A 25,571-nucleotide genomic window follows, 5' to 3' on the forward strand; every position below is an offset into this window, starting at 1 on the left:
GTACTCGGATTTCCAAACAGACCTTTTCTTATTTCTTTTTAGGAGCAGCAATTGTTTTTGAATTTCCTTCTGCTAAGTGTCCTTTATACCACACTTTTTGAACCGTTTTAATTCCCTTAGTCAACTTACGGTAATCCCGCTCTTCTGGGTATGACAACAATGTCAATACTTCCCCGTCTCCGCCTGCCCGTCCTGTTCTGCCTGAACGGTGTAAATATTGTTCAACCGTATGTGGCACGTCGATGTGAATCACATGCGTTAACCCATCAATGTCTAGCCCCCGTGCCGCAAGATCTGTTGCTATCAAAATTTTCAACTCGCCTTTACGGAAACTATCCAGTGTTTGCTGTCTCTCAAATTTCGTCATTTCTGAATGAAGAACCGCAATCGGTGCTTCGTTATATTTGAGCTTCATTTCTTTCATGCGAAGCTGATCCACATTATTAATAAATGCAAGAGCACGAATTCCCTTCAAATAAGAAATCCCGCGCAGTACATCCGTTTTATCCCTTGCATCTGTCTTCACAAACGAATGGACAACCTTACCCGATTTCGGCATTTCTTCAGCGCCAACTTGGATACGAATTGGGTCATTCATAAATTTGCTAGCGACAATTTCAATTTCATCCGTAATTGTTGCAGATACGGCAACAACTTGTCTTTCCGGATTTGCGGCTTCAATCATATTTTTTACAGTGACGCGATGATCGCGCGCTAAAAGTTGATCGCCTTCATCAAGAACGATGTGACGAATATCGTGCATTTTCAACTTTCTAACCTTGATAAGTTCAGCTAAGCGACCAGGTGTCCCTACAACAATCGTTGGTTTTTTCTTCAATTGCTCAATTTGACGTTGCATATTGGCACCGCCAATTAATTGTGTAACCGTGATACCCGTTCCTGTTACCCATTCTCTGATAACGTTGACGATTTGCATCGACAGCTCCTGTGACGGCGTAATAATCAGCGCCTGCGTCTGTTTTTTATCGCCATCAACCAACTGCATAAGTGGTAAGACAAATGCAAGAGTCTTACCTGATCCCGTCGGCGACTCTGCAACGATATCTTTACCCGCCAGCATTTCAGGGATCATTTTCTCCTGGATTGGCATCTCGTACTCAAACTTCCATTTTTCTTTAAACATTTCGTCCATATTTTCTAAGAAGGACATCATTATCCCCACTTTCACTCTATTCCTTTCAGTTTATCATAATAGGCTCTGCTACACTCTATTTCTGACAAAACTGATTAAGGTTTTCTCCGTGCGTTGACACGCTGTTCGAACGCGTATGCATAACCAATTAATTTAGGTTCAGTAAATGCTTTCCCTGAAAATGTAATACCAAACGGTTCACCTGCCTTGGAATAGGCTGCTGGAACGGTAACAGATGGATAACCGGCTGCCGCTCCGAAACTGCATCCATGATCTTGTGGAAATACTAGTGCTTGAATAGTATGCTCATCAAATGCTTTGCCAAGTGCAATATCTCCAGCCAAATGACGATTACGAAGAAGCGCCTCAATATAAGCACGTTCCGTCAATGTTCCGCTTGTTCGCTCCACTTTTTCCAGCATTACTTGACCGAATTTTAATGTTTCTTCTGCATGTTTATTGTTGAAATCGATAATATCGTATAATGTTCGAATCGGATTTGTTACCGGTGTCTTCCCCAAATACGCATTCAAGCACGCTTTGAATTCGTAGAGAAGCACGTTATAGCCAAGGTCATTTTCCATTGTTCTTAAGTCTAAATCATCTATAATTACGGCACCCGCCGCTTCAAGTTCTTTCAGCGCGGCATCAAAAAGGTTCAAACGTTCCGTAGATGCTTCTCGTTCAAAAATAGTTCGTGCAACGCCGAGACGGACACCTTCGAGCGCTCTTGTATCAAGAACAGACGTCCAGTCAATTCCTTCTAAACAGGATGCCCCTGCTGTTACAGGGTCTTCTGGATCCTTGCCAATCAGTAGACTGAATGTAATTGCTGCATCGTGTACAGTCCTTGCCATAGGTCCCGGAGTGTCCTGTGTGCTCGAAAGAGGAATCACTCCTGTACGACTGATTGTTCCCACAGTCGGCTTAATACCGACAAGCGAATTCTGCGCTGACGGATTAAGGATAGACCCCGTCGTCTCCGTACCGATTGCCACAGCTGCCATATTTGCGGCAATACCTGCACCAGCTCCCGAACTCGATCCTCCAACTTCAAATAAACCATATGGATTATTCACTTGGCCTCCACGTGAACTCCAGCCATTGGTCATCCGATCTGACATAAAATTTGCCCACTCTGTCATATTCGTCTTGCCGAGAATTATGGCTCCCGCATCACGTAATTTCTTAACGAGAAAAGAATCTTCAACCGCATAGAAATCCTTAAGCGCAAGTGACCCGCAGCTCGTATGCATCATGTCACGAGTCCCCATATTATCTTTCAATAGAATAGGAATACCATGAAGAAGTGAACGTATCCCTTTTTCGCGTCGTTCCACGTCAAGTGCTCTGGCAATCTGCACAGCTTGTGGGTTCAACTCAAGCACTGCATTTATATTTTTATTCCTATGTGAGATTGTGTCAATATACATAAACGTAAGCTCTTCAGCCGTTAACTCTCCGCTACTCATTTTCTCCTGCATTGCAGAAATTGTTGCTTCATCTAGCCACTCGCTTTGAAGTTTTTTCAATTTGTCATCTAGCATCGGATTCCCCCACCAATCTGAATCTTATGGTACTAGTTTACCTCAATTGGGTAAAGTTAACCTTCGATCAGGGGAGCTTTATCCCCCACTGGTTCTTCTTGTATCCTCGAAGACTTGAAGCGGGGACCTCACTGCCCGTTAATGCGGGATATACATAAAACAGTGACATGCAAATACGCCGGCTAGATGGAGTTGTTTAAGCCGACACGGTATTATGTAGTGGCGTTTAAACCATTATTTGTATTCCTTCAATCGTCCCATTTCAAACATAATAACCGTTAATTTTTCACATCAGCAACCATATATGCGATAATTAGAATAGCAATTGGATGGAGATAATTTCTGTCCTATTCATGGAGGGATTTAGGTTGACGATTTTCTTAACAGGTTCTACTGGTTTTCTTGGTGGTAAATTACTAAATAACTTACTCGAAACAACTGATCATACATTATTCGTACTTGTTCGGGATATGGAAAAGGCTGAACGACTTGTGGCGGATCTTTCTGGGAATGCCGCTAACAGAATCAAGCTTTTTAATGGCGATATTACACAACCACTATTCGGACTTTCTGACGATGTCATTCAAGATTTGAAAGGCAAAGTCGACCTTTTTTATCACATCGCTGCTCTTGTAAAATTCGATGAGGAATTACGTGAAGAGCTCTTTGCGGTCAATTACGGTGGCACAGAAAACGCACTGGAATTAGCTAAGTTATTCAGAGTGAAACAATTCATTTATATCAGCACTGCTTACACAGTGGGGAAACGTGCGCATGGTGTGGAATCACTTTACCCAATCGATGCGAACGTTCATAATCCTTATGAGGAGAGCAAAGTAAAATCCGAACACCTTGCCCTTTCCTATTCGGATTGTATGGATGTATCCATATTCCGTCCTTCAATTATTGTTGGTGATTCAGAAACAGGCGAAGCCGATTCCGAGTTCACCCTTTACGGTTTTATGCGGGCACTTGATGTGTTCAAGCGTCGTATTGCTAGATCTGTTGACAAGGCTGACGTTATTTACCGTGTCGTCGGTAGTAAAAATGCAACATCGAACTTTGTTCCAGTCAATTACGTCGCTGATATTTTAGCATTGGCTGCAAGTAAAGCGGAAGCCGGCAAGATTTACAACATCACAAATCCCTCGCCTGCGACAAATTACAATCTTCTATCACTCATCAAAAACGCACTCGATTTTCAGCAATTAGAAATCATCGAGAACGCAGAACCAGGAATGCTGACAGCTGACGAAGAGAGGCTGAACGGCATGATTAGCGTATTCAATGCCTACTTATCTCGTTCATTCGATTTCGATGACAGCAACACACAGCGGCTTATCGAAGGTACTAATATCAGGCATTTGGATATGGATGAACAAACAACGCGATTAATCATTGAAGCTTATTTCGCCGTTTCAGAGTGAGATTTCATGAAAACAAAAATGGACTAAAACCGTAACAGGTTTAGTCCATTTTTTATTGTGCAACCAGTTACTCAATTTCAATACTTCAACCTATATACTATGTCACTTAGATCCTATTTTCTAAATTACGAGCAGTCGTACTCTTTTCAACATCCTTGTTTTCTTTAAAGGTTCCTAACGTTTTATCGAATGAAGTATGGGTGACGCCAAACCAGTAATTTTCGTTTTTAAAGTGATGCAGAAGATGGTGCTTCTTAATATTTTTCCCCATATTAGTACGCGGTTGTATTGGCTTATGGGCGACATAATGTTTCCATTCATAATAGAGGAAGTAAGCCACCAAACCCGTCGCGAATGCCACCGCTAAGCTCGCACTCCCCGTTACAAGGAATACAATAAGTCCATAAATGATAAAACCTGGAATGCTGAACCATAACGGCAAAAATAATAATTTCAAATCATCCGGATCTACATGATGATCATAATGTAATCGCTTGATCATCTTCAGCATGAACGGATTTTCCGGGGTTTTAATATGAAATAAAAACCGATGAATAATATATTCACTTGTTGCATACGTCATAATTCCCACGCCTAAAGCAACCCACGTCCAAATATCGAGTACATGTGGCATGGTTAAAGAAACACAAATTAACAAAATAAGCAACATAACAGTGACGTCAGGGAAGGTTCCAAATTCCTTTAAGTATTTTCTCATTTACAATCATCCCCCTTTTCTTATAATTATATATAAATAATTCAGACAATTTGACACCATAAAACAATCCCTTATACATTTCGTATAGGGGATTGTTTTATTACCAAGTACTATTTTTATATTTTCGATAATAATTAATTTGTCTAGCGAATAAATACAGCTTACGCTTGAAATGGCGGTCTTTTTTATAAAACAAAGGATTGCCGTATTTCCCTGCTCTAAGCAATGCTTTCACATCTTTGAGTACTTCTTGGTTTGACACAAATTTCTTCAGCACGATTTTAGGTACGACAGTAAACAGGAATTTCTCATTCAGTAGCGTTAGCTCTTTTTGTTGGCCATGAATGACGTCATCGACTAGATACTTCGCCATATTATGTCCGCAAGCCGTAATATAGTAGCTTGATCGTCCTTGTCGTATATTCACCTCGAACACTTTGAACTTACCGTCCCGCTCGTCATACTTCAAATCAAAGTTCGCGTAACCGACGTAATTCAATGCCTCAAGGAAGCCTTTTAGTTTCATCATCATCTCTTCATTATAGCGGGTGATAAGGGCTGTATAATTCCCTATTGCAGTAACGGTATGCTCTTGCAACACGACTTGTGCGAAAGTGATCAGCTCAGCCTTTCCATGACTGTTCATATAGAATACAGAATCCCACATGTATGTATCGTCCCCTGGGATATAGTCCTGGATAATGAGATCCTCTCTATAGCCGCCCGCTTTAATCGTTTTGATAACGTTGTGGATTTCATCATATGAATCGACCTTATACACTTTTTCCATGCCCGCAAACGGATTCTTATAGTACTCGACACCGTTGCTTGGTTTGATAATGATTGGGAACATGACCTTTTCTGTAAATGGCTTTTCATCCCGGCAAGAATAGTAATATGTTGCTGGTGCTTCGATACCATGTTCGGCGCATAACTTATAGAAATTCGATTTAACAAGCACATCGTTCATAAGTGGTTCCGAGATATAATTAAATACAAAATGACTTTTCAGCTCGTCCGCATTTTCAATAATCATTCGGACGTAAAGATCATTCGTTCCAATGAGTAACATTTTTTTCCCTGGTTCCGCATACTTCTCCGCAACCTCTTGCAAGAAGCTCACGAATACTTGTTTTTCAGGCAGTTTCGGATTGAGTTCTATCGTCTTTATAATTGAGCTTAAACTGGTGAATGATAAAGGTTCTTTTCCTACTAGAATTGGGTTGATCCCATACTCTTCATGGAATGAAATCGCCATGTTGTAAGCATTCATGTCTGTTCCGATAATGATTGGTATGAATTTATTATTTGTCATTTTGTCCTCCAACTATCTTTTCTACTCATAAGTGTATGGCTCCTGTTTTTCATTGTCAAGAAAGCGCATTATGGGTTGGACCATAACAAAGTCCAGTACTTCCCCGAAAGGCTAGTACTGGACTGCTATTCACACTATGGATTACTCCAGTACCAGTTGAATGGGTGCCTCGACCGGCCATATTGAATAATCAGTAATGATGCCGTCAACATCGTATTGATAAGCTTTGTCCACCCATCCCTGATTTTTCGTAGACCAAACTAATACTTTTCCACCTTGATTATGTATTTGATTGACCACACGTTTATTGACATATGATACGTTAAAGTTAATGTACGTCGCAAAGGATGTCAGATCACTTATCTTTTGGGATGACAGAGATTGAATGGATGGTCTCATGAGTAGTGCCACTTCTAATTCAGGAAGCAACGTGTTCATTTTCCTCATCGATTCGATATCGAAAGATTGAACTATAATGCCGTTCAAATCCTTATATTCACTTAACAAATCTACTACCTTCTCTTCGATGCCCGGATACTTGGATGGTTTCTTAATCTCTATTAATAAACCAACTTCCCCGTAAAATTCATCGAGCAACTCATTTAACGTAATGATTTTTTCACCGGCAAATGCAGTATGAAATTTCCCTCCTGCATCTAGCTCTTTTAATTCGGCAAGCGAGAAATTTTTCACATAGCCAGAACCGTTTGTTGTCCTGTCCACTTTGTCATCATGGATAATAATTAGCTCCCCATCTTTCGACAAATGCACATCACATTCTAAAAAGTCTGCCCCAAGTTCTAGCGCTTTTCGAAAAGCGGACTGCGTATTTTCTGGAGCAAAATTGGAAGCCCCACGGTGCGCAACGCTAATCATTCCGTTCATTTCAATATGATTAAAAGGTCGTGCCTCGTAACCAACTAGAAGTAACATACATATACTTACAAAGACGAATAATAGCTTCTTTTTCCGTATCTCCCCCATAATTAAAACCTCACACCAAATGATGAATACAAACTATTCTAATCATTCTTTTTATTTATTATAGCATATGTGCAAGGTCCTGTAACTGTTAATTCCTACTAGGCTTAAAGATACAAAAAGTTCCAATAGAAATAAACGTCTTTTTATATAAATACACCCATTTGTATAATCCTATTTTATTTAAAAAGGAAAAGGAGCTGTGAAATATGGCTACAAAACCACCTCGATTGCAGCCGGGAGATACTGTTGGGATTGTTACGTTAGGTAGTCCATTGGCAGCAAGTAGAATAGATGAAGGGATATCGACTTTGCGAAATATGGGATTTAAAGTACTTGTAGGCGAGCATGTCTATTCAGCGAATGGATTCATTGCAGCCACACCCCAACAAATGGCGTCAGATTTGATGAAGATGTTTCAGAATAAAGAAGTGAAATGGATATTGCCTTCGAGGGGCGGCGTTGGTGTAGCAAGTATTCTCCCCTTCCTCGACTTTTCTATCATTTCTCAAAATCCCAAAATCGTCTCAGGCTACAGTGACATCACAGTACTCCTGAATGTACTGTACGAATATGCGAACTTAATTTCATTTCATAGCCTTCTCCTGCTAGACTTCAATTCAAATACTCCAGCATATAATTTTAATCAGTTCTTCTCAGCAACCACAACATTAACCGCACCTTGGGGAATCATAAATCCGCCTGGTATGTTACTCGAAAGCCTAGTTCCAGGAAATGTAACTGGCCCCGTAATCGGAGGCAATCTTACTTCTTTCATAGGCACATTAGGAACTTCTTATGAAATCAATACGGAAGGTAAAATTATCGTACTTGAAGAAACGCATGAACCAATTAACAAAGTTTACAGGTATTTGAATCATCTATTCTTAGCCAAGAAGTTCGATGATTGTGTAGGGATAATAATGGGGGAATGTACGAATTGTCAGGATGCATACGGAAAGTCCTATCAAGAACTTATTAACGAATTTCTAGTTCCTTTAGGTAAACCACTTATGTCCAATCTGGCAACTGGACATGGCCTATATAAAGCAGCGATACCTATCGGTGCTACCTTGAATATGAACACTTTTAACCGTACATTGACTGTGATGGAGCCGGCTGTCCGCCAGCAATAACATATGTCTGAATTCTTGAACATAATATGTTTGTTTATTAACCATTTTATTACATGGGAAACTTATAATAATTGCTGGAGAATAACTATTTGCACTTTTTCATTTCCTGCTCGCTTTAGACGAAATGATCACAACACCTTTACCGCGGGTTAAAGGTGGCTGGAAATGACTTTGGATAATGAAAGAACAACTACCTTTTTATAGATGTTGCAAGTGTCCGAAGATGAAATTCCGGACACTCTATCGCTTTTAATAAAGCCTTCCTTGCAACTTTAACAAAGACCATACAAGTAACAGCGTAATGCCATATAGAAAGTAACATTCCCTTCAAATTATTGATGTATTCGTTGAACATCTTGTGTCACAAAAGCTTAATGACTTACTATGTTAAAAATAGATGCCTGCCACTCCATCTGAAATTGGATTAGAATTCAACGACCCCCTCCTATAATCTCTGTATAGGAGGGGGTCGTTATCATTTTGTTGATAGTTATCTATTCTCCTAAAAGCTCCAAGGTTCTTCGTTTGGAGTTTGTGTTTGTTATAAAATACTATACTTTTCGTCCCTTATATCACTAATGAACATACAGCCCGGAGCGTGCGTAATCATTATCGAAGGTTTACTTTGCATAGCTACCGCTTGAGGTGTCACACCACAAGCCCAAAAAACCGGAATTTCACCTTCTTTGATTGTTACCGGATCGCCGAAATCCGGCTTTGAAATATCAGCAATACCAATTTGACTTGGATCCCCGATATGGATGGGCGACCCATGTACAGCAGGAAAGCGAGTTGTTATTTGAATCGCGCGAATGGCATCTTCATGCGACATCGGACGCATACTGACAACGGTTGGACCTTCAAATACACCTGCTTTTTCACATTGAATATTCGTCTTGTACATTGGAACATTACATTTTTCTTCGATATGACGAATCGGAATTCCACTTTCGAGTAGCGGCGTTTCAAATGTAAAGCTGCAACCTAAAAGAAAGCCAACCATATCATCTTCCCAATACTCTGTTACATCCAGAACTTCTTCCGTATTCACACCATCCCTGTAAATACGATAGCTTGGGACATCCTTACGAATATCGGCTTCTTTTGCAATTTTGCTTGGAATGAAAGAGCCAGGTTCAGTCACATCTAATAAAGGACATGACTTCGGATTTCGTTGGCAAAATAGCAAAAAATCAAAGGCATGTTCTTTCTTTAAAATAACTAAATTTGCTTGTGTGAAACCTTTAGACATACCGGCTGTTGGACCTGTTATTTCTTGTTTACGGATGAGTTCCCTTATTTCATTTGATGCCATCGTTTCATAATTTCTCACCCCATATCACTCCTTCACATATAAACTCTACTTACTTAAAAAGCAATGGAATTTGTTCAATAAGTGTCACAATCCCTAAAACACCCATGCTGATTACGACAAATCCGCCTCCTATTGTTAACCACAGTGGATGTTTATAATTTCCGACTATATCTTTCTTGTAAGCAGCTACTAATAGCGTTCCTAAAGCAAGTGGTAAAATAAGTGCATTTAGAGCTCCAACAAGTAAGAGCACATTAACAGGACGTCCGATCAATGTAAATGTAATTGTTGAGACTAAAATGAATAGAATAATAACCCAGTTATGATACTTTTCTATTGCCGGGTGGAATGATCGAATGAAAGAAACTGAAGTATAAGCCGCACCGACTACTGAGGTAATGGCCGCCGCCCACATAATAACACCAAACATTCTATACCCTATATTCCCTGCAGCAAGTTGGAATACGGATGCTGGAGGATTTGATGGGTCAATTGCAAGTCCTTTGGAAACTACCCCAAGTACCGCTAAGAATAATGCCACACGCATAACACCCGTAACTACAATACCGATTACAGAGCTTTTCGTAACTTCGGGTAATGATTCTATCCCTTTTACCCCTGCATCTAACAGACGATGCCCACCAGCAAAAGTTATGTATCCCCCAACTGTTCCTCCAACCAATGTCACGATGGCAAATATACTGATTTGTTCCGGATTAAATGTACGAATAATCGCTTCACCAACAGGCGGTGATGTAGTGAAGGCTACATACAACATGAGAAGAATCATCACAATACCAGCAACTTGGGCAACTTTATCCATTGCTTTTCCTGCTTCTTTTACAAGGAATATAAAGATCGCGAATGTGGCACTTATAACAGCACCCATTATCGGATCAAGCCCAAGCATCGCATTTAATCCAAGACCTGCTCCGGCAACGTTACCGATATTAAATGCAAGGCCTCCCATTACAATGAGGATGGCTAAAACTACACCGAGTCCTGGTAATACTTTGTTTGCAATTTCTTGCCCACGTAACCCTGATACAGCAATTATTCTCCAAACGTTCATTTGAGTAAATATATCTAATATTAACGAAATTAATATAACAAAACCAAAGCTTGCCGCCAGTTGCTGCGTAAATACGGTCGTTTGTGTTAAAAATCCAGGACCAATTGATGATGTTGCCATTAGGAATGCTGCACCTAATAAAATACTCATACTAACTTTCTTTTTAGTTTTTGCTGTTCCCGCTATTTCTAAGTTCTCTATTTTTTTCTCGCTCATTTAAATTGCCCCCTACTTACAAACTGCTGAAACTATGATGTTGTTTTTTTCTAACGATTCTTTACTATATTTTGCAAAATCAAGGGCGTGTTCTCCATCTCCATGGATGCAAATCGTATCTGCCTTTAAAGAAACTTCCGTATTTTGCTGAGAAATGACTTTTCCTTCCGTCACCATTTTAACTATTTGGGCAACTGCCTGTTCTTGATTTGTTAGTAAAGCGTCAGATTGTGAACGCGAAGTTAACGTCCCATCCGATTGATAGGTTCGGTCAGCAAACACTTCATGTGCTGTACGCAAGCCAATCTTCTCTCCTGCTTTCGTCAATTCACTACCAGCAAGTCCAAATAATACTAACGAAGGTGAAACATCATACACAGCTTGGGCAATTGCTTCCGCGAGCTTCGTGTCTTTAGCGGACATATTGTATAAAGCGCCATGCGGTTTTACGTGTTGCATGGTCTCGTTGAATGTCGCTAAAAATCCTTGCAGAGCACCGATTTGATAAACAACCATATCGTACCCTTCCTGTGGAGTAATCTTCATTTCGCGTCGTCCAAATCCATTCAAATCAGGTAAGCCAGGATGTGCACCAATTTTTACTCCATTTTCAATTGCAAGCTTAACCGTTTCCCTCATCACGCTTGGATCACCCGCATGAAAACCGCACGCGATATTTGCTGATGTTACATATTTCAATATTTCTTGCTGTTCACCAAGCTTATATCGTCCAAAACTTTCCCCTAGATCACAATTCAAATCGACTCTAAACATTGTCTTCCCCTCCAAGTGGTAAAAATCAGCACGCGTAAGCGCTTACACATTGACTTGGTTCCGAATTAAGGAACTTAAGTTTTGAAACTAAATTAATTCTATCACAAATTAATTTAACTGAATAGATGTTATCTTCAAATGTTGCAATAATAAAAAATAATACGTCTTTTTAGTTTTCTGGGCTTGTTTTTTGTATTTCGACAACTATAATTGTTCTATAATCCATTTTTAAGAACTGGAGTACCGTAAATCGAAACAATAGGAGCTGTTGGAATGAGCAATCGTAACTTAGGAGCCAGCATGAAGCCTTTAGGTGATTCAGCACTAATTGTCCAACTTGGGGAAGGTATTAGTCCATCTATTCATGAATTGGTAAACAATCTGTCAGTGTTATTAAATAATCATCCTTTTGAAGGATTTATTGAGTCGGTACCTGCCTACAATAATCTAACTATCTATTACAACCCCGTCGCCGTACACCATTCACAAATAAATAAGGAAGTACACCATGCACGATTAACTCCTTTCCAAAAGGTTAGCGCTTTCATGGAAGAATTGGTTCAACAAACTAGAAAAAATAAATTTCATGATAAAAGGGTTGTTACAATTCCAGTCTTATATGGGGGGGAGTATGGTCCCGACTTAGAGTATGTAGCGCAGTGCCATTCCCTATCCGTTGATGAAGTTATTCAAATACATTCCGAAGGTGATTATTTAGTTTATATGATTGGATTTGCTCCTGGATTTCCATTTATGGGAGGACTAAGTGAACAAATCGCAACGCCACGAAAAGAAACGCCTCGTTTAGTCATTCCCTCTGGATCCGTTGGGATTGCTGGAAAGCAGACGGGCGTTTACCCATTGGAAACACCCGGAGGATGGCAAATTATTGGCCGTACCCCACTCGATTTATTTCTTCCCGCTATCTCTCCACCAACATTATTACAAGCTGGAGATAAAATTCGTTTTGCACCAATTTGCCCTAAAGAATATGACCACTATAAGGAGATGAAACTATGACCGTCAAAGTACTTCATCCAGGTCTTTTGACCACGATACAAGACTTAGGAAGATATGGTTCTCAAAAATATGGTGTAATTGTTAGCGGTGCGATGGATAGCTTTTCACTGAGAGTCGCTAATCTGCTAGTAGGTAATGATGAAGGCGAAGGAGCCCTCGAAATCACGTTATTCGGAACAACCCTATATTTTGAAAAGGATTCGTTAATCGCCATCACTGGTGGGGACCTACTTACTACCATCGATGGTGAAAATGCACCGATGTGGCGTCCCATACTCATGCGAAAGGGCTCTGTATTAAAATTTAAATCCGCAATAAAAGGATGTAGAGCCTACTTAGCTTTTGCGGGAGGTATTGCTATTCCAAAGGTTATGGATAGTAAAAGTACATATCTTCGTGCAGGAATTGGCGGCTTCAAAGGTAGGGCCTTGCAAAAAGAGGATACATTCGAATGTGGAGAATTGAATGAACTCAATCATTCCCTCGTCCAACAATTAGAAAAGTTGAATGGACATTTTACATGGGCTGTCAACTACAGTGCTCTCATCAATTTAAAATCATCTCAAACGATACGCGTTCTAAAGGGTACTGAATTCAATCGATTCGAAAGTAAAAGTCAGCTAACGCTTTTTAATGGAGCATATTCAATAACAACACAAGCCGACCGTATGGGGTATCGATTGGAAGGTCCTGCTCTTTCATTAGCTGAGCCATTTGAATTACTGTCCGAAAGTGTCACATACGGAACTATTCAAGTTCCGCCAAATGGACAGCCCATTATTTTAATGGCAGACCGTCAAACAACAGGCGGTTATCCAAAAATCGGTCAAATTATTTCCGCCGATTTACCAAGTTTAGCCCAGTTACAACCAACTTCAATAATTCAATTCAAGGAAGTAACACATGAAGAAGCATTTATGGAGTTATTAAAAAAAGAACACATTATAGATGAAATAAAAATGGCCATTCACTTTAAAAGAACATACTAACATGGGGAAATGATCATATTAAAATAAAGGTGATTGACTGAAAATCGGCCACTTTAATGCAAATTTATTTGAATAAAAACATCTTCTACTTATGCCTGATTAACAGCTAAGCAGAAGATGTTTTTTATCTTTTCATATAGCCTAACCGTTGCGATATTTCTTCAGCAGCTTCTTTTACTCTCGCTGCAAATATAGGAATGTTTTCATCTTGATAATTCGCTTCAATCCCTGCAACACTTAGTCCGGCAACTACGTTTCCTTTATAATCGAAAATTGGCGCGGCGATGGCCGAGGTATGATTCTCTAATTCAGAATTACTAATCGTATAACCGTCTTTTTTAGCTTGCCGAATCGTATCATGGAGACGCTCTTTATCGGTGATTGTCCCCGACGCAAATGGTTTTAGTTCAATCGATTCCATATAAGCAGTAATTTCTGGTTGCGGTAAATAAGATAAAATAATTCGAGAACAAGCCCCAGCGTATAAGGGACTTCTTCTACCGATTGCGGTATATAAGCGAACTTTTTGGTTTCTATCAATTTTTTCAATATAAATCGCTTCATCGCCCTGTTTAATGATTAAATTAATTGCTTCTTTTACATCATTATGTAAGTTCTCCATAACGGGGTATGCAATTTGCCGAATATCAAGTCTTGAAGAAACAAGATGGCCGAATTTGAGAAATAGGAGCCCTAACCGATATTTCAAATCAATCCCCTTCTCGAGAAACCCCATTTCTTCTAAAGACATTAACATTCGATAGACGGAAGTCTTTGGTATACCCGATAAATCAATGATTTCTTGGAACGATAACTCTGTATGGTCCATAAATAAGTTTACAATATCCATCGAACGGACAACTGTTTTATTTTTATTATTCATATGATCTCCTTATGTGATGCCCATTTCTATAATAGTTTTAGCTATACTCGAACTTCCTTTTTTATTTTTCCATATTAACTTTTATCTGTGCCCTATTGGACAATGAAGCAATCGCATTCTTCCCGCGATAGTTAACGAAGCATATACTTATACCCACGAACAACAGCCCCATGATTAAAGGGTACGTTACCGGTTCATCTAAAAAAATTGTGCCTATAAAGACTGATATGATCGGTACTAGAAATGTAAAGGTACCAACTTTACTCGCCTCTCCTGCATTTATAAGTTTATAATAAATGATATAGGAGAGTGGAATACCAAAAGTAGAACCGTATCCGAGACCAAAAAGATATGCGCCGTTCCATTCGATAGCGGACCAATTTTCAAAGATTGACCCAGTGCCTATTAAAATACCCCCACCAATAATACACTGCAAAGACACCATCCAGTAAGCGTTTACTTCGTTGCTTACTTTCTTCACATAAACCACTCCAAGTGCCCAGCTAAATGCTGTAACCAACCCTAAAACTACACCAACGACCGATATATGAGTGCTTAACCCATCCACACTGACAATTACAATTCCAATAAATCCGACAATCAAACCAATTATTTTAATCGGTGACATATGTTCTCCAAGCCATATCCAAGCAAACAATCCTAGTAATACTGGCTGAAAATAAACAAGCACCGAAAATAGTCCTCCCGGTAAATAGATCAGCCCGACTGTCTGTAACCCAAAAAAGAGAATCGTATTGAAGAATGCAGAAATACAATATTTCGACCAATTTTCTCGCCAGTTGATCTTGCTCCGCATTTTATATATCAAAGCCGCTAATAGAAGACCTCCTATCATTGCACGCATACCTGCAAACAATAATGGTGGTGTATATGGCACGGCCAGTTTATAGATCGGCCAACTACCACCCCAAACAAAGACTAATAACAAAAGTGCGGCCGTTGACTTTGTAAATAACTTCCCCAATTGTTTATCTTCCTCTCAAAAGCTGAACGGTTCGCCCAACAATAAGTGTTAATCTATCTAACTATACACCTAAAATTGTAATACCACTAACTAATAATTATCGGTTATGAATAGTTAAAATATATTAAATATGGGAAGTCTATAGCATAACAGAAATACAAATCAAAGCTCCAATCCAATAATATGTATCCGACATCTTTTATCGACTCCCTATCCCCAAAGGACGGATAGCAGAAGGAAAACAAAACGAAACAGGATTTCTCTAGGATCGTGGTCCTACTGAAATTGTTTTTTCAATGCGTAACATTTTGGTTTATCAGCGGGTCTTCAACTGCTTGAATTAGGTTACCTAGTACTAAAACTATTCATAGTTGTTTAAAACCAAGTACTTTTTCAAGTCCTGGATTCTCAATACACACATAATATAATTGTAAGCGGTTTAAATTAATCTTGCATTTACAGATTACTTTTTTTATAATAAACATGATAATCATTTACATCCAGGAGGCATTAATGATGAGTAGTTTCTTCGAGAAAGCACAACAATTTGGTAAATCATTTATGCTGCCTATAGCTGTATTGCCCGCAGCAGGTTTACTTTTAGGGATTGGCGGTGCTTTATCCAACCCCAATACAATAAAAGCTTATCCATTTTTAGACGTAACTTGGTTGCAATCCATTTTCACCATTATGGCAAGTGCAGGAAGCGTCATATTCGCAAACCTTGCACTTTTATTTGCGATAGGTGTAGCGGTTGGTTTAGCCAAAAGTGATAAAGGAACCGCTGGACTTGCAGGAATGCTCGGTTTCCTAGTCATGAATGCAACTATCTCAGCATTATTATCAATCATGGGAATTCTCAATACTGAAAATCCCGCATCTGTTGGACAAGGATTAGTACTTGGTATTCACACGTTAGAAACAGGTGTCTTTGGCGGTGTAATGGTTGGTATTTTAGTCGCTTTTCTTCATAATCGTTATAATAAGAAGCAACTTCCTCCATTTTTAGGTTTCTTTAGCGGATCACGATTTATTCCTATCATTTCTGCATTTGCATCTATTTTTCTTGGGGTGCTTATGTTCCTAATTTGGCCATTTATTCAAGCTGGTATTTTTAAAATGGGTGGATTAGTAGAGGCAACTGGTTACATTGGAACATTTATTTTTGGATTTGTGTTACGTTTATTAGGTCCATTCGGTCTTCACCACATATTCTATATGCCTTTTTGGACGACTAGTCTAGGCGGATCACTCGTTATTGATGGACAACTTATTGAAGGAACACAGCGAATTTTCTTTGCACAGCTTGCTGATCCTACCGTTGAAAAGTTTTATAGCGGAACATCCCGCTTCATGTCCGGACGCTTTATTACGATGATGTTTGGCCTTCTTGGGGCAGCTTATGCAATTTATCGCACAGCAAAACCTAAAAACAAAAAAATAGTTGCAGGATTAATGGGATCTGCTGCATTAACATCCTTCTTAACAGGAATTACAGAACCCATTGAATTCTCATTCTTGTTCATTGCTCCTTTACTTTATGTTTTACATGCCTTTTTGGACGGATTAGCCTTTATGATGGCTGATATTTTCCAAATTACAATCGGGCAAACATTTTCGGGCGGATTTATCGACTTTGTCTTATTTGGAATTTTACAAGGTGACGCGAAAACAAATTGGATCATTGTTCCTCTAATCGGCATTCCATGGTTCTTTGTTTATTACTTCTTATTTACATTCTTTATTAAGAAGTTCAATTTCAAAACCCCAGGCCGTGAAGATGAAGACCTAAAAAATACGCCAACAATGGAAAACACAAGCGAAAGAGCACAAACAATTATTACGGCATTAGGCGGCGCAGATAATTTAACAGATGTTGATTGCTGTGCTACTCGCTTGCGTATTAGCGTCAATGATCCAGGAAAAGTTGATGAAGCACTATTGAAAGAAACAGGAGCAAAAGGTGTTATTATGAAAGGTAAGGGTGTCCAAGTCGTTTATGGACCGCATGTTACCATTATTAAAAATGAAATCACAGAAATAGTTGGTGAGTAATTATGTTGAATAAAATTAAAAATGGGCTTGTTGCTTCATGCCAGGCCCTTGAGGATGAGCCTCTTCATAGTTCGTTTATTATGGCAAAATTAGCGCTTGCTGCCGACCTTGGCGGAGCTGCTGGTATTCGCGCAAATTCTTTGCGCGATATTCAGGCTATAAAAAAAGAAGTTTCTTTGCCTGTTGTAGGAATTGTTAAACGTGATTATCCTGATAGTGATGTTTTCATTACTGCGACAAAAAAAGAAGTCGATGAATTAATTGAATCTGGCTGCGAAATGATTGCTATGGATGCTACATTACGTCCACGTCCAAATGGTGAGCAGTTAAAGGATATTGTTGATTATGTAAAAACGAATCACCCACATATCCAATTAATGGCTGATATTTCAACTTTAGAAGATGCACTCGAAGCGGAACGTTTAGGATTTGATTGTGTTTCTACCACTCTTTATGGCTATACAAAAGAAACCAGCGGATGTAAACTTTATGAAAATGATTTTGAGTTCATTAAGATCGTACTAAATAACATTCGGATTCCGGTTATAGCTGAAGGTAATATTCTTACACCTGAAATGGCAAAAATAGTAATATCTCTCGGCGCTTATTCCGTTGTCGTGGGAGGGGCTATTTCAAGACCCCAGCAAATTACTAGGCGGTTTGTAGACGAGATCAAAGGAGTGTAATGAATGGTTACACTATTGAAGGAAATTCAATCTAGATATTCTTCTTTCTCGGAAAAAGAGAGAGGTCTAGCCGATTATTTTCTTTCCTCGCCAATTGAGGCTTCACAAAGCAATATTAAAGATATTGCTGTCAAGACTGATATTTCTGTTGCGACGATTACACGTTTTTGCAAAAAGGTTGCTTGTAGAAACTTTGTCGAGTTGAAAATAAAATTAGCGCGAGAAGCATATCAGGTAGGTAATGATAAAGTTGACTCAAAATTAAAGCGGCAATATGAGGATATTCTAAATGATATTCAAGGACTAAGTGGAAAAGATTCGTTAAATGAGGTTATGCAACTCATGCAAGAAGCAAATAAATTGTATATTTATGGATTAGGCAGTTCAGGACTTGCTGCGCAAGAGTTAAATTATCGTTTAAGTAGAATGGGCTTTGCATCAGAAGCTGTAACTGACCCACACTTAATGATCATTAGGAGTACACTAGTCCAAGACCGTGATTTACTTCTAGCATTCTCTCGCTCAGGACAGACTAGAGATTTATTACACTCCATTAAAGAAGCTAAAAATAATGGCGCAAAAATCGTCTCGTTCACCGCTTATGGCGATACTCCGCTAACCAAATTATCTGAAGCCGTATTATGGACGATACATCCTTTACGTACCGGATATATATCTACTGGTTTGGATTTAAGTGTTCTTTATTTGATTGACCTTATTAGCTTATTTTTATTAAAGGACCAAAAAGTTAAAGAAACATACGAAAAAACAGTAACTGCCATTTCCTCTGAAGCATATATCGAAAGTAATCAATAAGATTATAATTTTAGATTAAACTTAATAAGGTATCTGGCTCTAAAACAATTCGGCATTGTTTTTAGAACCAGATACCTTATTTCTATTAAGATTAAGTGAAATTTTATTCGTAACTATATAGTTGACACTTAACGAATAGGCTGTTCTTCCAACGCCGCTTTGTCGCTTAGTTATGGCCAGCCTTAAAGCTCCTAATGCTGTTAGAACTGAAATAAATTGTAAATATTATACTATAGGAAGATTATGAAAGTCCTGACCTCCCCCCTCTCTTCCATTTGATAAATTAATTGTAAAATCCATAGGTAACAGCTTATACATTATATCGCGGCAATGAATAACCTATAGTAAGTAGTGGTTAAGCCACCATAAGGAGGTTTTTATTGTGCCACAGAGAGGAAATGGACGATTTCGTTTTTGTGTTTTTCCAGGTTATAACTGGTGTGGGCCTGGTTGTAGTGGACCCGGCGCTCCTATTAATGAGGTAGATGCAGCTTGTAAAGCACATGACGATTGTTACCGCAGGGGCGGATGTCCATGTGAATGTGACCGTGAATTTATTCGTTGTCTACGTCATAAAATAGATCCATGCACTAAAAAAGGTAGGCACGCACGTCTGCTCTATAATTATATGAAGTTACAAACATTATTCACTTGCAACTTTTATAGATAGCAGGCGAGATGGGATCCTTTGAATTTTTCTTGGAAAGGATCACACCTGTTGATTGACCAAAGTAAACAGTGAAAATGGATTTTTCCAAGTCCTACTTACCGCATTTTTATGAAAATAAATGGTTAATCATCAAAAAAAGCGAAGATGAGATCTTCGCTTTTTTTGTATATTCATTATTCTACTTGACTACTGCCGTTTTTTTGAATGAGTGATATCTGTCCTGCATGAATACCTGTATGGTACATTAATCTTCCAACAGCTTCTAAAGGTGTTGATATCCCGATTGGTGACTCCATACTCTTATTCCACTCTTCCTCAGGTAACTCTATCATTGCTTTAATGAGATGTGTGTTCGAAGCTGACAACAGGTCAACAAGCGCTTCTGAATCAGTTAAGGATGGCTTCGTAACCCCACCTTCTGGCATACTTCTGCCGAAAAACCATTCAGCGAACATATACTCCACTTCCGCGGTATGATGAAGCAAAGACCCTATTGTTGATTTTCCCAGCTGCAAACCTAGATCTTGTTCCGGCAATGCCTCTGCTGTTTTATGAAATCGTTCCCGAATTGCATTCCAGATTGGTAACACAGTAGAATATGTCATTTGAGCATACCTCATTCGCTTTAATTTTACGCTTCAGCGTCCTTCTTCTTGTCTACAACAACATGCGTAAATACATTGGCATCAATATCCAGATCGAATGCCATCCCAAAACCGACTACGTAACGTCCCTTTAAGGGTGTCAATTCGAAAAGTGAGAAATCCAGTCCTCGCAAGAGATCCATCATTTTAGCACCATGATCGGCATTAAATAGTTCAAAGATTTCATCATGCCCTTCATTACCAATATTTTTCGGCGTACAACTCCAGCGTACTCGCTGCGTTGCAAATTTATTAATCGTTGCGGACTCGTCAGCAATAAGAAGCGCATCCACATATTCATTTTTCTCCATAAAACTATAATGCTCCGCAATCTGGCTAATATAGATATACAACTTGCCATCTTTCTTAACGAAAGGCGCATAACTAGCAAACGGCTTCCCTTCATCATCCAGTAAATTCAAAATCAAGTTTTTTCTACTCGCCACAAACTGCAAATACTTTGCCTTATTCATTTCCAAATCAACAGGCTTTTTCAACATTCATTCCTCCATTTATTAATCTACTATCTAGCGGTACTTAACAAATGAATGCGCGGTTTCTTCTCCGTAGAAAGATAATCAATTTCCGCATCCATTCGATAAACTTGCCGAATCATATCTGGCGTCATTACCTGGTTCGGTGTTCCACTCATCACCTTCTCACCAGCCTGCACAACAACGATGCTATCGCTATAAGAAGAAGCTTGATTGAGATCATGTAGCACCATTACAACCGTCATGCCCATATCACGGTTAAGTTCACGAACAAGCTCAAGTACCTCATGCTGATGTGAGATATCCAAATAGGTTGTTGGTTCATCTAACAATAAAACTTTTGGACGTTGTGCAAGTGCCATAGCTATCCATGCACGCTGAGATTCACCGCCTGACAAAGAAGCGACCGTTCGATCCTTATAGGCTGTTATATGCGTTCTCTCAAGCGCCCAATGGACGATTTCCATGTCCTCATTATTTAATTTCTCAAACCACTTTTTATGGGGATACCTACCATAAGAAACCAGATCAATAACAGTCATATCACTCGGCGCTTGGTTTTTTTGACTAAGCATGCACATATTACGTGCTACTTGTTTGGCGTTCATTGACTTCAAATTTACGCCTTCAAATTCCACCGAACCTTCGTGATAAGGAATGTGCCGCGCGACTGCTTTGAGCAATGTCGATTTCCCTGAACCGTTCGGACCAATAATAGACACGACCTCACCCTGTTTGACAGCAAAGGAGAAGTTGCTAATTGCATTCTTCTGTTCATACCGAATTGAAATGGAATCCACAGTGAACATATTAGAATTTCCCCCTTCTCATCAAATATAGAAAATAAGGTCCGCCCACGACTGCCATCAGTATGCCTGCCGGTATTTCCAGTGGCGAAAATAATGTTCGTCCACCTGTATCCGCAAGCAATAATACAAGCGCACCAAGTGCCATACTCATTGGCAATAAATACTTATAGTTTGAACCTACTAGCAATCGAGCCATATGCGGAACTACGAGACCAACAAATCCAATCATCCCAATAGCTGCAACGGAAATAGCCGCTAAAAAAACTGCCAATATGGACAATGAAATTCGGATTCGGTTCACATTCTCTCCAAGATTCGATGCGACCTGATCACCCATTCGAATGATGTTTGCCTTACGGATAGCGAATATTGACAAAATCCAACCAACTATCGCATACGGGAAAACCATAAACAAGGCGTTATTACCTTTAGCAGCCAAACTGCCGTTCAGCCATTGGACAGCAGATGGAAGTCGATCGCTATAGATAATCGACAAATACCCAATTCCGCCGCCACACAACGCATTCACTGCGACACCAGACAAAATAATGGTAATCGGTGATATACCATTGCGTCTCCACGCTAAAGCGTAGACAATAGTTGCCGCAAAAAGTCCGCCCACAAAAGCAGCTAGTGGAATGAATTGCGTATACTCGGGTGCTGCGAGCATAATGATGAGCACACAAACGGCTGCCCCGCTCGTCACACCCGTTAAGCCTGGATCTGCAAGTGGGTTACCCATAACAGCTTGCAATAACGCACCCGAAATCGCAATGTTCGCACCGATAATCATCGCCAGTAATACACGCGGTAGGCGAATATCCCATATAATGGTATCATGAACCGCGGTAGACGATGCGCTAAAAAGCGTTTTTATTATTTCTGGAACTGCGATTGTCACACTGCCTAATCCTATAGCAATCACCGCAGCAAGAATTGTTAGTGAAAAGGTTAAGAGTACAATTGCCCCACTTTGAGGTTTATTCATCACCAGCTAGCCCCTCTTTTATTCATAAAAATAAGTTGCGATTTGCGTCAATGCTTGCTCTGCGTTACTGATTGAAGTTACGCCAAAGATATTGTAATCCAGAATCTGAATTTTATCGTTTTTATAGGCAGATAGTTTAGTCCAAGTTGTATTGCTTTGGACTTCTTTCTCGAACATGTCTTCCGATGCACCATGATCGCCTGATGCCAATACAAAAATAATGTCCGGGTCTGCAGCTACCACGTCCTCCATATTAATAGGGGAATACGTATCAGACACTTTCAATACGGAAGTCGCAATATTATCTGCACCTAGCTTGTGCACCAAACTTCCTAGATAAGAACCCTCACTCATCACCATGAACGAATCCGCAGTTCCAATCATTAGCATGACACTTGGCAGTTCCTTTCCTTTAGCTTGTTCTACCAATTCGTTTTCCTTGTCTAGTAGCCCACTAAGTACCTTGTTCATTTCATCTTTTTTATCGAAATATGTACCGAGCGCTTTAAAGCTTAGTTTTAGATCATCAAATGAATCCGTTGGTAAGTAAGCTGTTTGTAAATCGATGCCTTCTAAACTTTTGTCCAATGTGCTTCGAAGTGATTCCGCTCCAAGAATTAAATCTGGTTCCAGATTGGTTACGACTTCAAGATCTGGCTGCATAGGTGAGCCAATTCGCTGAATTGTATCAAAGTCTGCTGGAATAGGGTTTGTAGAGGTAGGCACACCAACCGGAGTAACATCTAGCAAGTGCAGCATCTCAGTTAATGGTACCGACGTCGTTATTACTCGCTCCGGCACCTCCGTAGGAAATTGGTTGACTGCTTCAGTAAACGCTGCTTCATCTACACCGTCGTTCTCCAAGCTATAGATATCGTCGGCTTGATTATTTTCACTATTTTCGGTATTCGATACCCCTTCGTTTTTTGCAGCATCATCCGTTGAATCAGACGCGCATGCAGTTAGTAAAGTAAGAGCTAAAATAGGTAAAACAAAGTAAAACTTCCTCAAAATGTACCCCTCCGTATATGTATATTTATAATGTCACTACCAATATTCGCGAGTTTAATTGATAATGATTTTCAATCTCAACGTAATGATAACCGTTATCACTAAACTTTGTCAATTAGTTTTTAAATCATCTTTTAACTTTTCGTCTGATCTATTAAATTTAAAAAATGCAGTGAATCTATCGGTCGACTTATCCCCGCTGTTTATTTTCTTCATTAATTCCCGATTTTTTTAATTTGGTATTGCTTATTATCCTCAGAAAAAAATGACATTGGGCTCCAATAATAAACAAATGGGTAGTCGACTTTAGTTTTAATTAGGATCAACATCCTTTCTCACTATTTCACCATATACACTTCTCAAATAATCGTTTTCCGATAGAAAAAAGCGTCTCCACTACTTGTAGAAACGCCCCTTTTATGTTGAATTTTTTTTTGAATTTCCTATATAATGAACGTACGTTATTCCCGTTTTCATTCGCTTTCTTTCATTTCCCTCCACAGTTCCCCGTCAATAAGATAAGTAATTTTCTCGATTTTCCCCTCTCGTAAAATTGCTATACCTGGAATCTCTAACTTCATTTTGGCCCCGTCTATTTTTTCATGATTAATATAAACCGTAAAATGATAATTCGTTGGCGTTTCCTTGTTTTGCTCCACGTCAATCTTGGTAACGTTTATCCGATAATTGCTTTGGTCTGCCTCTAAGTGAAACATTAAAGCCAGACCCGTAGCAACGAATTTTTCATAACCACTGTCCGTAAAATAAGGTCCGTAAGTATCCTCTAGATAACTGTAATATTCGCTACTTAATGGCCCAGATTCCGCCCCACTACTCAGGCCATTTACTATATGAATAACCTCTTCATTAGGGGCATTAAACTCATGTTCTAATACAGCTTGTATGGCCCCTATATTTTTATCCAACGGTTCGGTTTGCGGGCTATTTAAAAAATCTGCTTGTTGCCATAGCAAATAACCGAAGCCGATTGCGAAAATTGTGAAAGTCGTGAGCACAAATCGATATTGCCGGTTGGTACGTTTCTTTTGGCTGTGTAATTTTGCTTTTGCCTTTGTTGCAATTAGCTGCTTTTTCTCTTTGGAGAATGACACGGACTGTAGCTCACGATTTAAATCCTCTTTAAATTGATTCACGGCGTAGTTCCCCCCATTCATAACCAATTATTTGTTTTTCCAATTGCTTCCTTGCACGCTGTAGTCTAGTTCTTACCGTAGCTTCCGGACACTTCAATAGTTTCGCTATTTCCACCGTCGTTATTTCCTGAAAGTAATAGAGAATGAGCACTTCACGATAGTTGATTGATAATGTAAACAAAGCATCCACTAATTCCTGTTTCTCTACTTTCTCGAGCATCGCACGTTCAGGTGTATGATTTGTGCTTCTCCCTTTAATTTTCTCAAACAGCATGATTCGCTTGTTCTTCCAGCTTCGTAAATAATCATGGCTCCGATTAACCGTCATTTTTACCAAATAGGTTTTCAGCGATGCCTCCCCCCTGTACTGATTCCGTTTTTCATAAAAGGCGATGAACACATCCTGCACGATATCCTCCGCGGTTGCACTATTTTCCACATACAAATAGGCGACACGCAATAAATAATCACCATGCTCGGCAATAATTTCTTCAATTCCCTCCACAAGCTCACCTACCTTCACCTTACTGACGGACTCCAAGCCTTTTCCGATTCACTATTATTTACTTTATTTACTTTTTTCAATAATCGTTAGATGCAATTATAGCGCTCTTCTTTGGCATAATGAAAAATACCTGATAATAAACCCGAATGGGATTATTATCAGGTATCTGGGTTATTAAGATTTACTTTAGGGTAACTCCAACTATTCA

At 39.4% G+C, this 25,571-nt stretch carries 25 protein-coding genes; 8 read left to right on the forward strand and 17 right to left on the reverse strand.

Translation table 11 applies throughout. The features are described from left to right. Positions 1–28: 28 nt before the first annotated feature. Positions 29–1,171 carry a DEAD/DEAH box helicase gene (locus H2672_RS14010; protein ID WP_186672492.1) on the reverse strand — a complete coding sequence of 381 codons (1,143 nt, stop codon included), beginning with the start codon at positions 1,169–1,171 and terminating at the stop codon, positions 29–31. A gap of 77 nt (positions 1,172–1,248) precedes the next feature. Next, positions 1,249–2,700, reverse strand: coding sequence for an amidase family protein (locus H2672_RS14015; protein ID WP_186672375.1), 1,452 nt, complete (start codon positions 2,698–2,700; stop codon positions 1,249–1,251). A 368-nt stretch (positions 2,701–3,068) separates the two neighbouring features. Here H2672_RS14015 and H2672_RS14020 point away from each other — a divergent pair, with 368 nt between their 5' ends. Then, positions 3,069–4,127: an SDR family oxidoreductase gene (locus H2672_RS14020; protein ID WP_186672377.1), complete on the forward strand. Its 1,059-nt coding sequence runs from the start codon at positions 3,069–3,071 to the stop codon at positions 4,125–4,127. 106 nt (positions 4,128–4,233) lie between these two features. Here the strand turns inward: H2672_RS14020 and H2672_RS14025 are convergent, their stop codons facing one another. The 3 genes from H2672_RS14025 to H2672_RS14035 form a co-directional block, all read right to left on the reverse strand. Further along, positions 4,234–4,845 carry a sterol desaturase family protein gene (locus H2672_RS14025; protein ID WP_186672385.1) on the reverse strand — a complete coding sequence of 204 codons (612 nt, stop codon included), beginning with the start codon at positions 4,843–4,845 and terminating at the stop codon, positions 4,234–4,236. 100 nt (positions 4,846–4,945) lie between these two features. Next, positions 4,946–6,160: a carboxylate--amine ligase gene (locus tag H2672_RS14030; protein ID WP_186672387.1), complete on the reverse strand. Its 1,215-nt coding sequence runs from the start codon at positions 6,158–6,160 to the stop codon at positions 4,946–4,948. 141 nt (positions 6,161–6,301) lie between these two features. Then, entirely contained in the window at positions 6,302–7,144 is an 843-nt protein-coding gene (locus tag H2672_RS14035) for a glycerophosphodiester phosphodiesterase (RefSeq protein WP_186672389.1), read from the reverse strand. A 206-nt stretch (positions 7,145–7,350) separates the two neighbouring features. On the opposite strand from H2672_RS14035, the gene H2672_RS14040 reads away from it, so the two are divergent. Continuing rightward, the gene (locus H2672_RS14040; RefSeq protein ID WP_186672391.1) at positions 7,351–8,277 is read left to right on the forward strand and encodes a S66 peptidase family protein; all 927 of its coding nucleotides are present in this window, start codon (positions 7,351–7,353) and stop codon (positions 8,275–8,277) included. 541 nt (positions 8,278–8,818) lie between these two features. Here H2672_RS14040 and H2672_RS14045 read toward each other — a convergent pair. The 3 genes from H2672_RS14045 to H2672_RS14055 form a co-directional block, all read right to left on the reverse strand. Beyond that, a complete protein-coding gene (locus tag H2672_RS14045) occupies positions 8,819–9,592 on the reverse strand; it encodes a putative hydro-lyase (RefSeq protein ID WP_186672495.1) in 774 nt (257 codons plus the stop codon). A gap of 49 nt (positions 9,593–9,641) precedes the next feature. Beyond that, complete coding sequence (locus tag H2672_RS14050) at positions 9,642–10,814, reverse strand: NRAMP family divalent metal transporter (protein WP_255485832.1); 1,173 nt, start codon at positions 10,812–10,814, stop codon at positions 9,642–9,644. Between the two features lie 78 nt (positions 10,815–10,892). Then, complete coding sequence (locus H2672_RS14055) at positions 10,893–11,654, reverse strand: LamB/YcsF family protein (RefSeq protein WP_186672395.1); 762 nt, start codon at positions 11,652–11,654, stop codon at positions 10,893–10,895. Between the two features lie 273 nt (positions 11,655–11,927). Here H2672_RS14055 and pxpB point away from each other — a divergent pair, with 273 nt between their 5' ends. Both pxpB and H2672_RS14065 read left to right on the forward strand, forming a co-directional pair. After that, on the forward strand, positions 11,928–12,674 hold the full coding sequence (gene pxpB / locus H2672_RS14060) for a 5-oxoprolinase subunit PxpB (RefSeq protein ID WP_186672403.1): 747 nt from the start codon (positions 11,928–11,930) through the stop codon (positions 12,672–12,674). Further along, positions 12,671–13,663 (forward strand): 5-oxoprolinase subunit C family protein, encoded by a 993-nt coding sequence (locus H2672_RS14065; RefSeq protein ID WP_186672405.1) that lies wholly within the window; start codon positions 12,671–12,673, stop codon positions 13,661–13,663. The genes pxpB and H2672_RS14065 overlap by 4 nt, the downstream gene beginning before the upstream one ends. A gap of 124 nt (positions 13,664–13,787) precedes the next feature. Here H2672_RS14065 and H2672_RS14070 read toward each other — a convergent pair whose 3' ends face one another. Next, on the reverse strand, positions 13,788–14,546 hold the full coding sequence (locus H2672_RS14070; protein ID WP_186672406.1) for an IclR family transcriptional regulator: 759 nt from the start codon (positions 14,544–14,546) through the stop codon (positions 13,788–13,790). 61 nt (positions 14,547–14,607) lie between these two features. Next, positions 14,608–15,531, reverse strand: coding sequence for a DMT family transporter (locus tag H2672_RS14075; RefSeq protein ID WP_186672407.1), 924 nt, complete (start codon positions 15,529–15,531; stop codon positions 14,608–14,610). Positions 15,532–16,047: 516 nt separating this feature from the next. Here H2672_RS14075 and H2672_RS14080 point away from each other — a divergent pair. From H2672_RS14080 to H2672_RS14095, 4 genes are all read left to right on the forward strand, one after another. Continuing rightward, a complete protein-coding gene (locus H2672_RS14080) occupies positions 16,048–17,586 on the forward strand; it encodes a PTS transporter subunit EIIC (RefSeq protein ID WP_186672408.1) in 1,539 nt (512 codons plus the stop codon). Between the two features lie 2 nt (positions 17,587–17,588). Next, positions 17,589–18,272 carry an N-acetylmannosamine-6-phosphate 2-epimerase gene (locus tag H2672_RS14085; protein ID WP_186672409.1) on the forward strand — a complete coding sequence of 228 codons (684 nt, stop codon included), beginning with the start codon at positions 17,589–17,591 and terminating at the stop codon, positions 18,270–18,272. A 3-nt stretch (positions 18,273–18,275) separates the two neighbouring features. Beyond that, positions 18,276–19,088: a MurR/RpiR family transcriptional regulator gene (locus tag H2672_RS14090; RefSeq protein ID WP_186672411.1), complete on the forward strand. Its 813-nt coding sequence runs from the start codon at positions 18,276–18,278 to the stop codon at positions 19,086–19,088. 382 nt (positions 19,089–19,470) lie between these two features. Then, positions 19,471–19,758: a phospholipase gene (locus tag H2672_RS14095; protein ID WP_370569657.1), complete on the forward strand. Its 288-nt coding sequence runs from the start codon at positions 19,471–19,473 to the stop codon at positions 19,756–19,758. Between the two features lie 173 nt (positions 19,759–19,931). Here the strand turns inward: H2672_RS14095 and H2672_RS14100 are convergent, their stop codons facing one another. The 7 genes from H2672_RS14100 to H2672_RS14130 all read right to left on the reverse strand — a co-directional run bounded on the left by H2672_RS14100 (position 19,932) and on the right by H2672_RS14130 (position 25,381). Then, positions 19,932–20,363, reverse strand: coding sequence for a DinB family protein (locus H2672_RS14100; protein ID WP_186672413.1), 432 nt, complete (start codon positions 20,361–20,363; stop codon positions 19,932–19,934). 26 nt (positions 20,364–20,389) lie between these two features. Further along, entirely contained in the window at positions 20,390–20,902 is a 513-nt protein-coding gene (locus H2672_RS14105) for a HugZ family pyridoxamine 5'-phosphate oxidase (RefSeq protein ID WP_186672416.1), read from the reverse strand. A 23-nt stretch (positions 20,903–20,925) separates the two neighbouring features. Then, the gene (locus H2672_RS14110) at positions 20,926–21,705 is read right to left on the reverse strand and encodes an ABC transporter ATP-binding protein (protein ID WP_186672418.1); all 780 of its coding nucleotides are present in this window, start codon (positions 21,703–21,705) and stop codon (positions 20,926–20,928) included. 1 nt (position 21,706) lies between these two features. Then, entirely contained in the window at positions 21,707–22,693 is a 987-nt protein-coding gene (locus H2672_RS14115) for a FecCD family ABC transporter permease (RefSeq protein ID WP_186672420.1), read from the reverse strand. An 18-nt stretch (positions 22,694–22,711) separates the two neighbouring features. Continuing rightward, on the reverse strand, positions 22,712–23,704 hold the full coding sequence (locus H2672_RS14120; RefSeq protein ID WP_186672423.1) for an ABC transporter substrate-binding protein: 993 nt from the start codon (positions 23,702–23,704) through the stop codon (positions 22,712–22,714). A 473-nt stretch (positions 23,705–24,177) separates the two neighbouring features. Continuing rightward, positions 24,178–24,858 (reverse strand): hypothetical protein, encoded by a 681-nt coding sequence (locus H2672_RS14125; protein ID WP_186672426.1) that lies wholly within the window; start codon positions 24,856–24,858, stop codon positions 24,178–24,180. After that, entirely contained in the window at positions 24,845–25,381 is a 537-nt protein-coding gene (locus H2672_RS14130) for a sigma-70 family RNA polymerase sigma factor (RefSeq protein WP_370569658.1), read from the reverse strand. The genes H2672_RS14125 and H2672_RS14130 overlap by 14 nt, the downstream gene beginning before the upstream one ends. Positions 25,382–25,571 lie beyond the last annotated feature (190 nt).

Source organism: Sporosarcina sp. BP05, from assembly GCF_014282005.1.
GTDB lineage: Bacteria > Bacillota > Bacilli > Bacillales_A > Planococcaceae > Sporosarcina.

Excerpts from the sequence above, each read along its gene's own strand:
- H2672_RS14070 (WP_186672406.1), bottom strand. The coding sequence starts at position 14,546 with ATGAATAATAAAAATAAAACAGTTGTCCGTTCGATGGATATTGTAAAC.
- H2672_RS14040 (WP_186672391.1), top strand. The coding sequence starts at position 7,351 with ATGGCTACAAAACCACCTCGATTGCAGCCGGGAGATACTGTTGGGATT.
- H2672_RS14085 (WP_186672409.1), top strand. The coding sequence starts at position 17,589 with ATGTTGAATAAAATTAAAAATGGGCTTGTTGCTTCATGCCAGGCCCTT.
- H2672_RS14035 (WP_186672389.1), bottom strand. The coding sequence starts at position 7,144 with ATGGGGGAGATACGGAAAAAGAAGCTATTATTCGTCTTTGTAAGTATA.
- H2672_RS14065 (WP_186672405.1), top strand. The coding sequence starts at position 12,671 with ATGACCGTCAAAGTACTTCATCCAGGTCTTTTGACCACGATACAAGAC.
- H2672_RS14045 (WP_186672495.1), bottom strand. The coding sequence starts at position 9,592 with ATGGCATCAAATGAAATAAGGGAACTCATCCGTAAACAAGAAATAACA.
- pxpB (WP_186672403.1), top strand. The coding sequence starts at position 11,928 with ATGAGCAATCGTAACTTAGGAGCCAGCATGAAGCCTTTAGGTGATTCA.
- H2672_RS14010 (WP_186672492.1), bottom strand. The coding sequence starts at position 1,171 with ATGTCCTTCTTAGAAAATATGGACGAAATGTTTAAAGAAAAATGGAAG.
- H2672_RS14105 (WP_186672416.1), bottom strand. The coding sequence starts at position 20,902 with ATGTTGAAAAAGCCTGTTGATTTGGAAATGAATAAGGCAAAGTATTTG.
- H2672_RS14110 (WP_186672418.1), bottom strand. The coding sequence starts at position 21,705 with ATGTTCACTGTGGATTCCATTTCAATTCGGTATGAACAGAAGAATGCA.
- H2672_RS14025 (WP_186672385.1), bottom strand. The coding sequence starts at position 4,845 with ATGAGAAAATACTTAAAGGAATTTGGAACCTTCCCTGACGTCACTGTT.
- H2672_RS14015 (WP_186672375.1), bottom strand. The coding sequence starts at position 2,700 with ATGCTAGATGACAAATTGAAAAAACTTCAAAGCGAGTGGCTAGATGAA.
- H2672_RS14050 (WP_255485832.1), bottom strand. The coding sequence starts at position 10,814 with ATGAGTATTTTATTAGGTGCAGCATTCCTAATGGCAACATCATCAATT.
- H2672_RS14030 (WP_186672387.1), bottom strand. The coding sequence starts at position 6,160 with ATGACAAATAATAAATTCATACCAATCATTATCGGAACAGACATGAAT.
- H2672_RS14090 (WP_186672411.1), top strand. The coding sequence starts at position 18,276 with ATGGTTACACTATTGAAGGAAATTCAATCTAGATATTCTTCTTTCTCG.
- H2672_RS14055 (WP_186672395.1), bottom strand. The coding sequence starts at position 11,654 with ATGTTTAGAGTCGATTTGAATTGTGATCTAGGGGAAAGTTTTGGACGA.
- H2672_RS14100 (WP_186672413.1), bottom strand. The coding sequence starts at position 20,363 with ATGACATATTCTACTGTGTTACCAATCTGGAATGCAATTCGGGAACGA.
- H2672_RS14115 (WP_186672420.1), bottom strand. The coding sequence starts at position 22,693 with ATGAATAAACCTCAAAGTGGGGCAATTGTACTCTTAACCTTTTCACTA.
- H2672_RS14080 (WP_186672408.1), top strand. The coding sequence starts at position 16,048 with ATGAGTAGTTTCTTCGAGAAAGCACAACAATTTGGTAAATCATTTATG.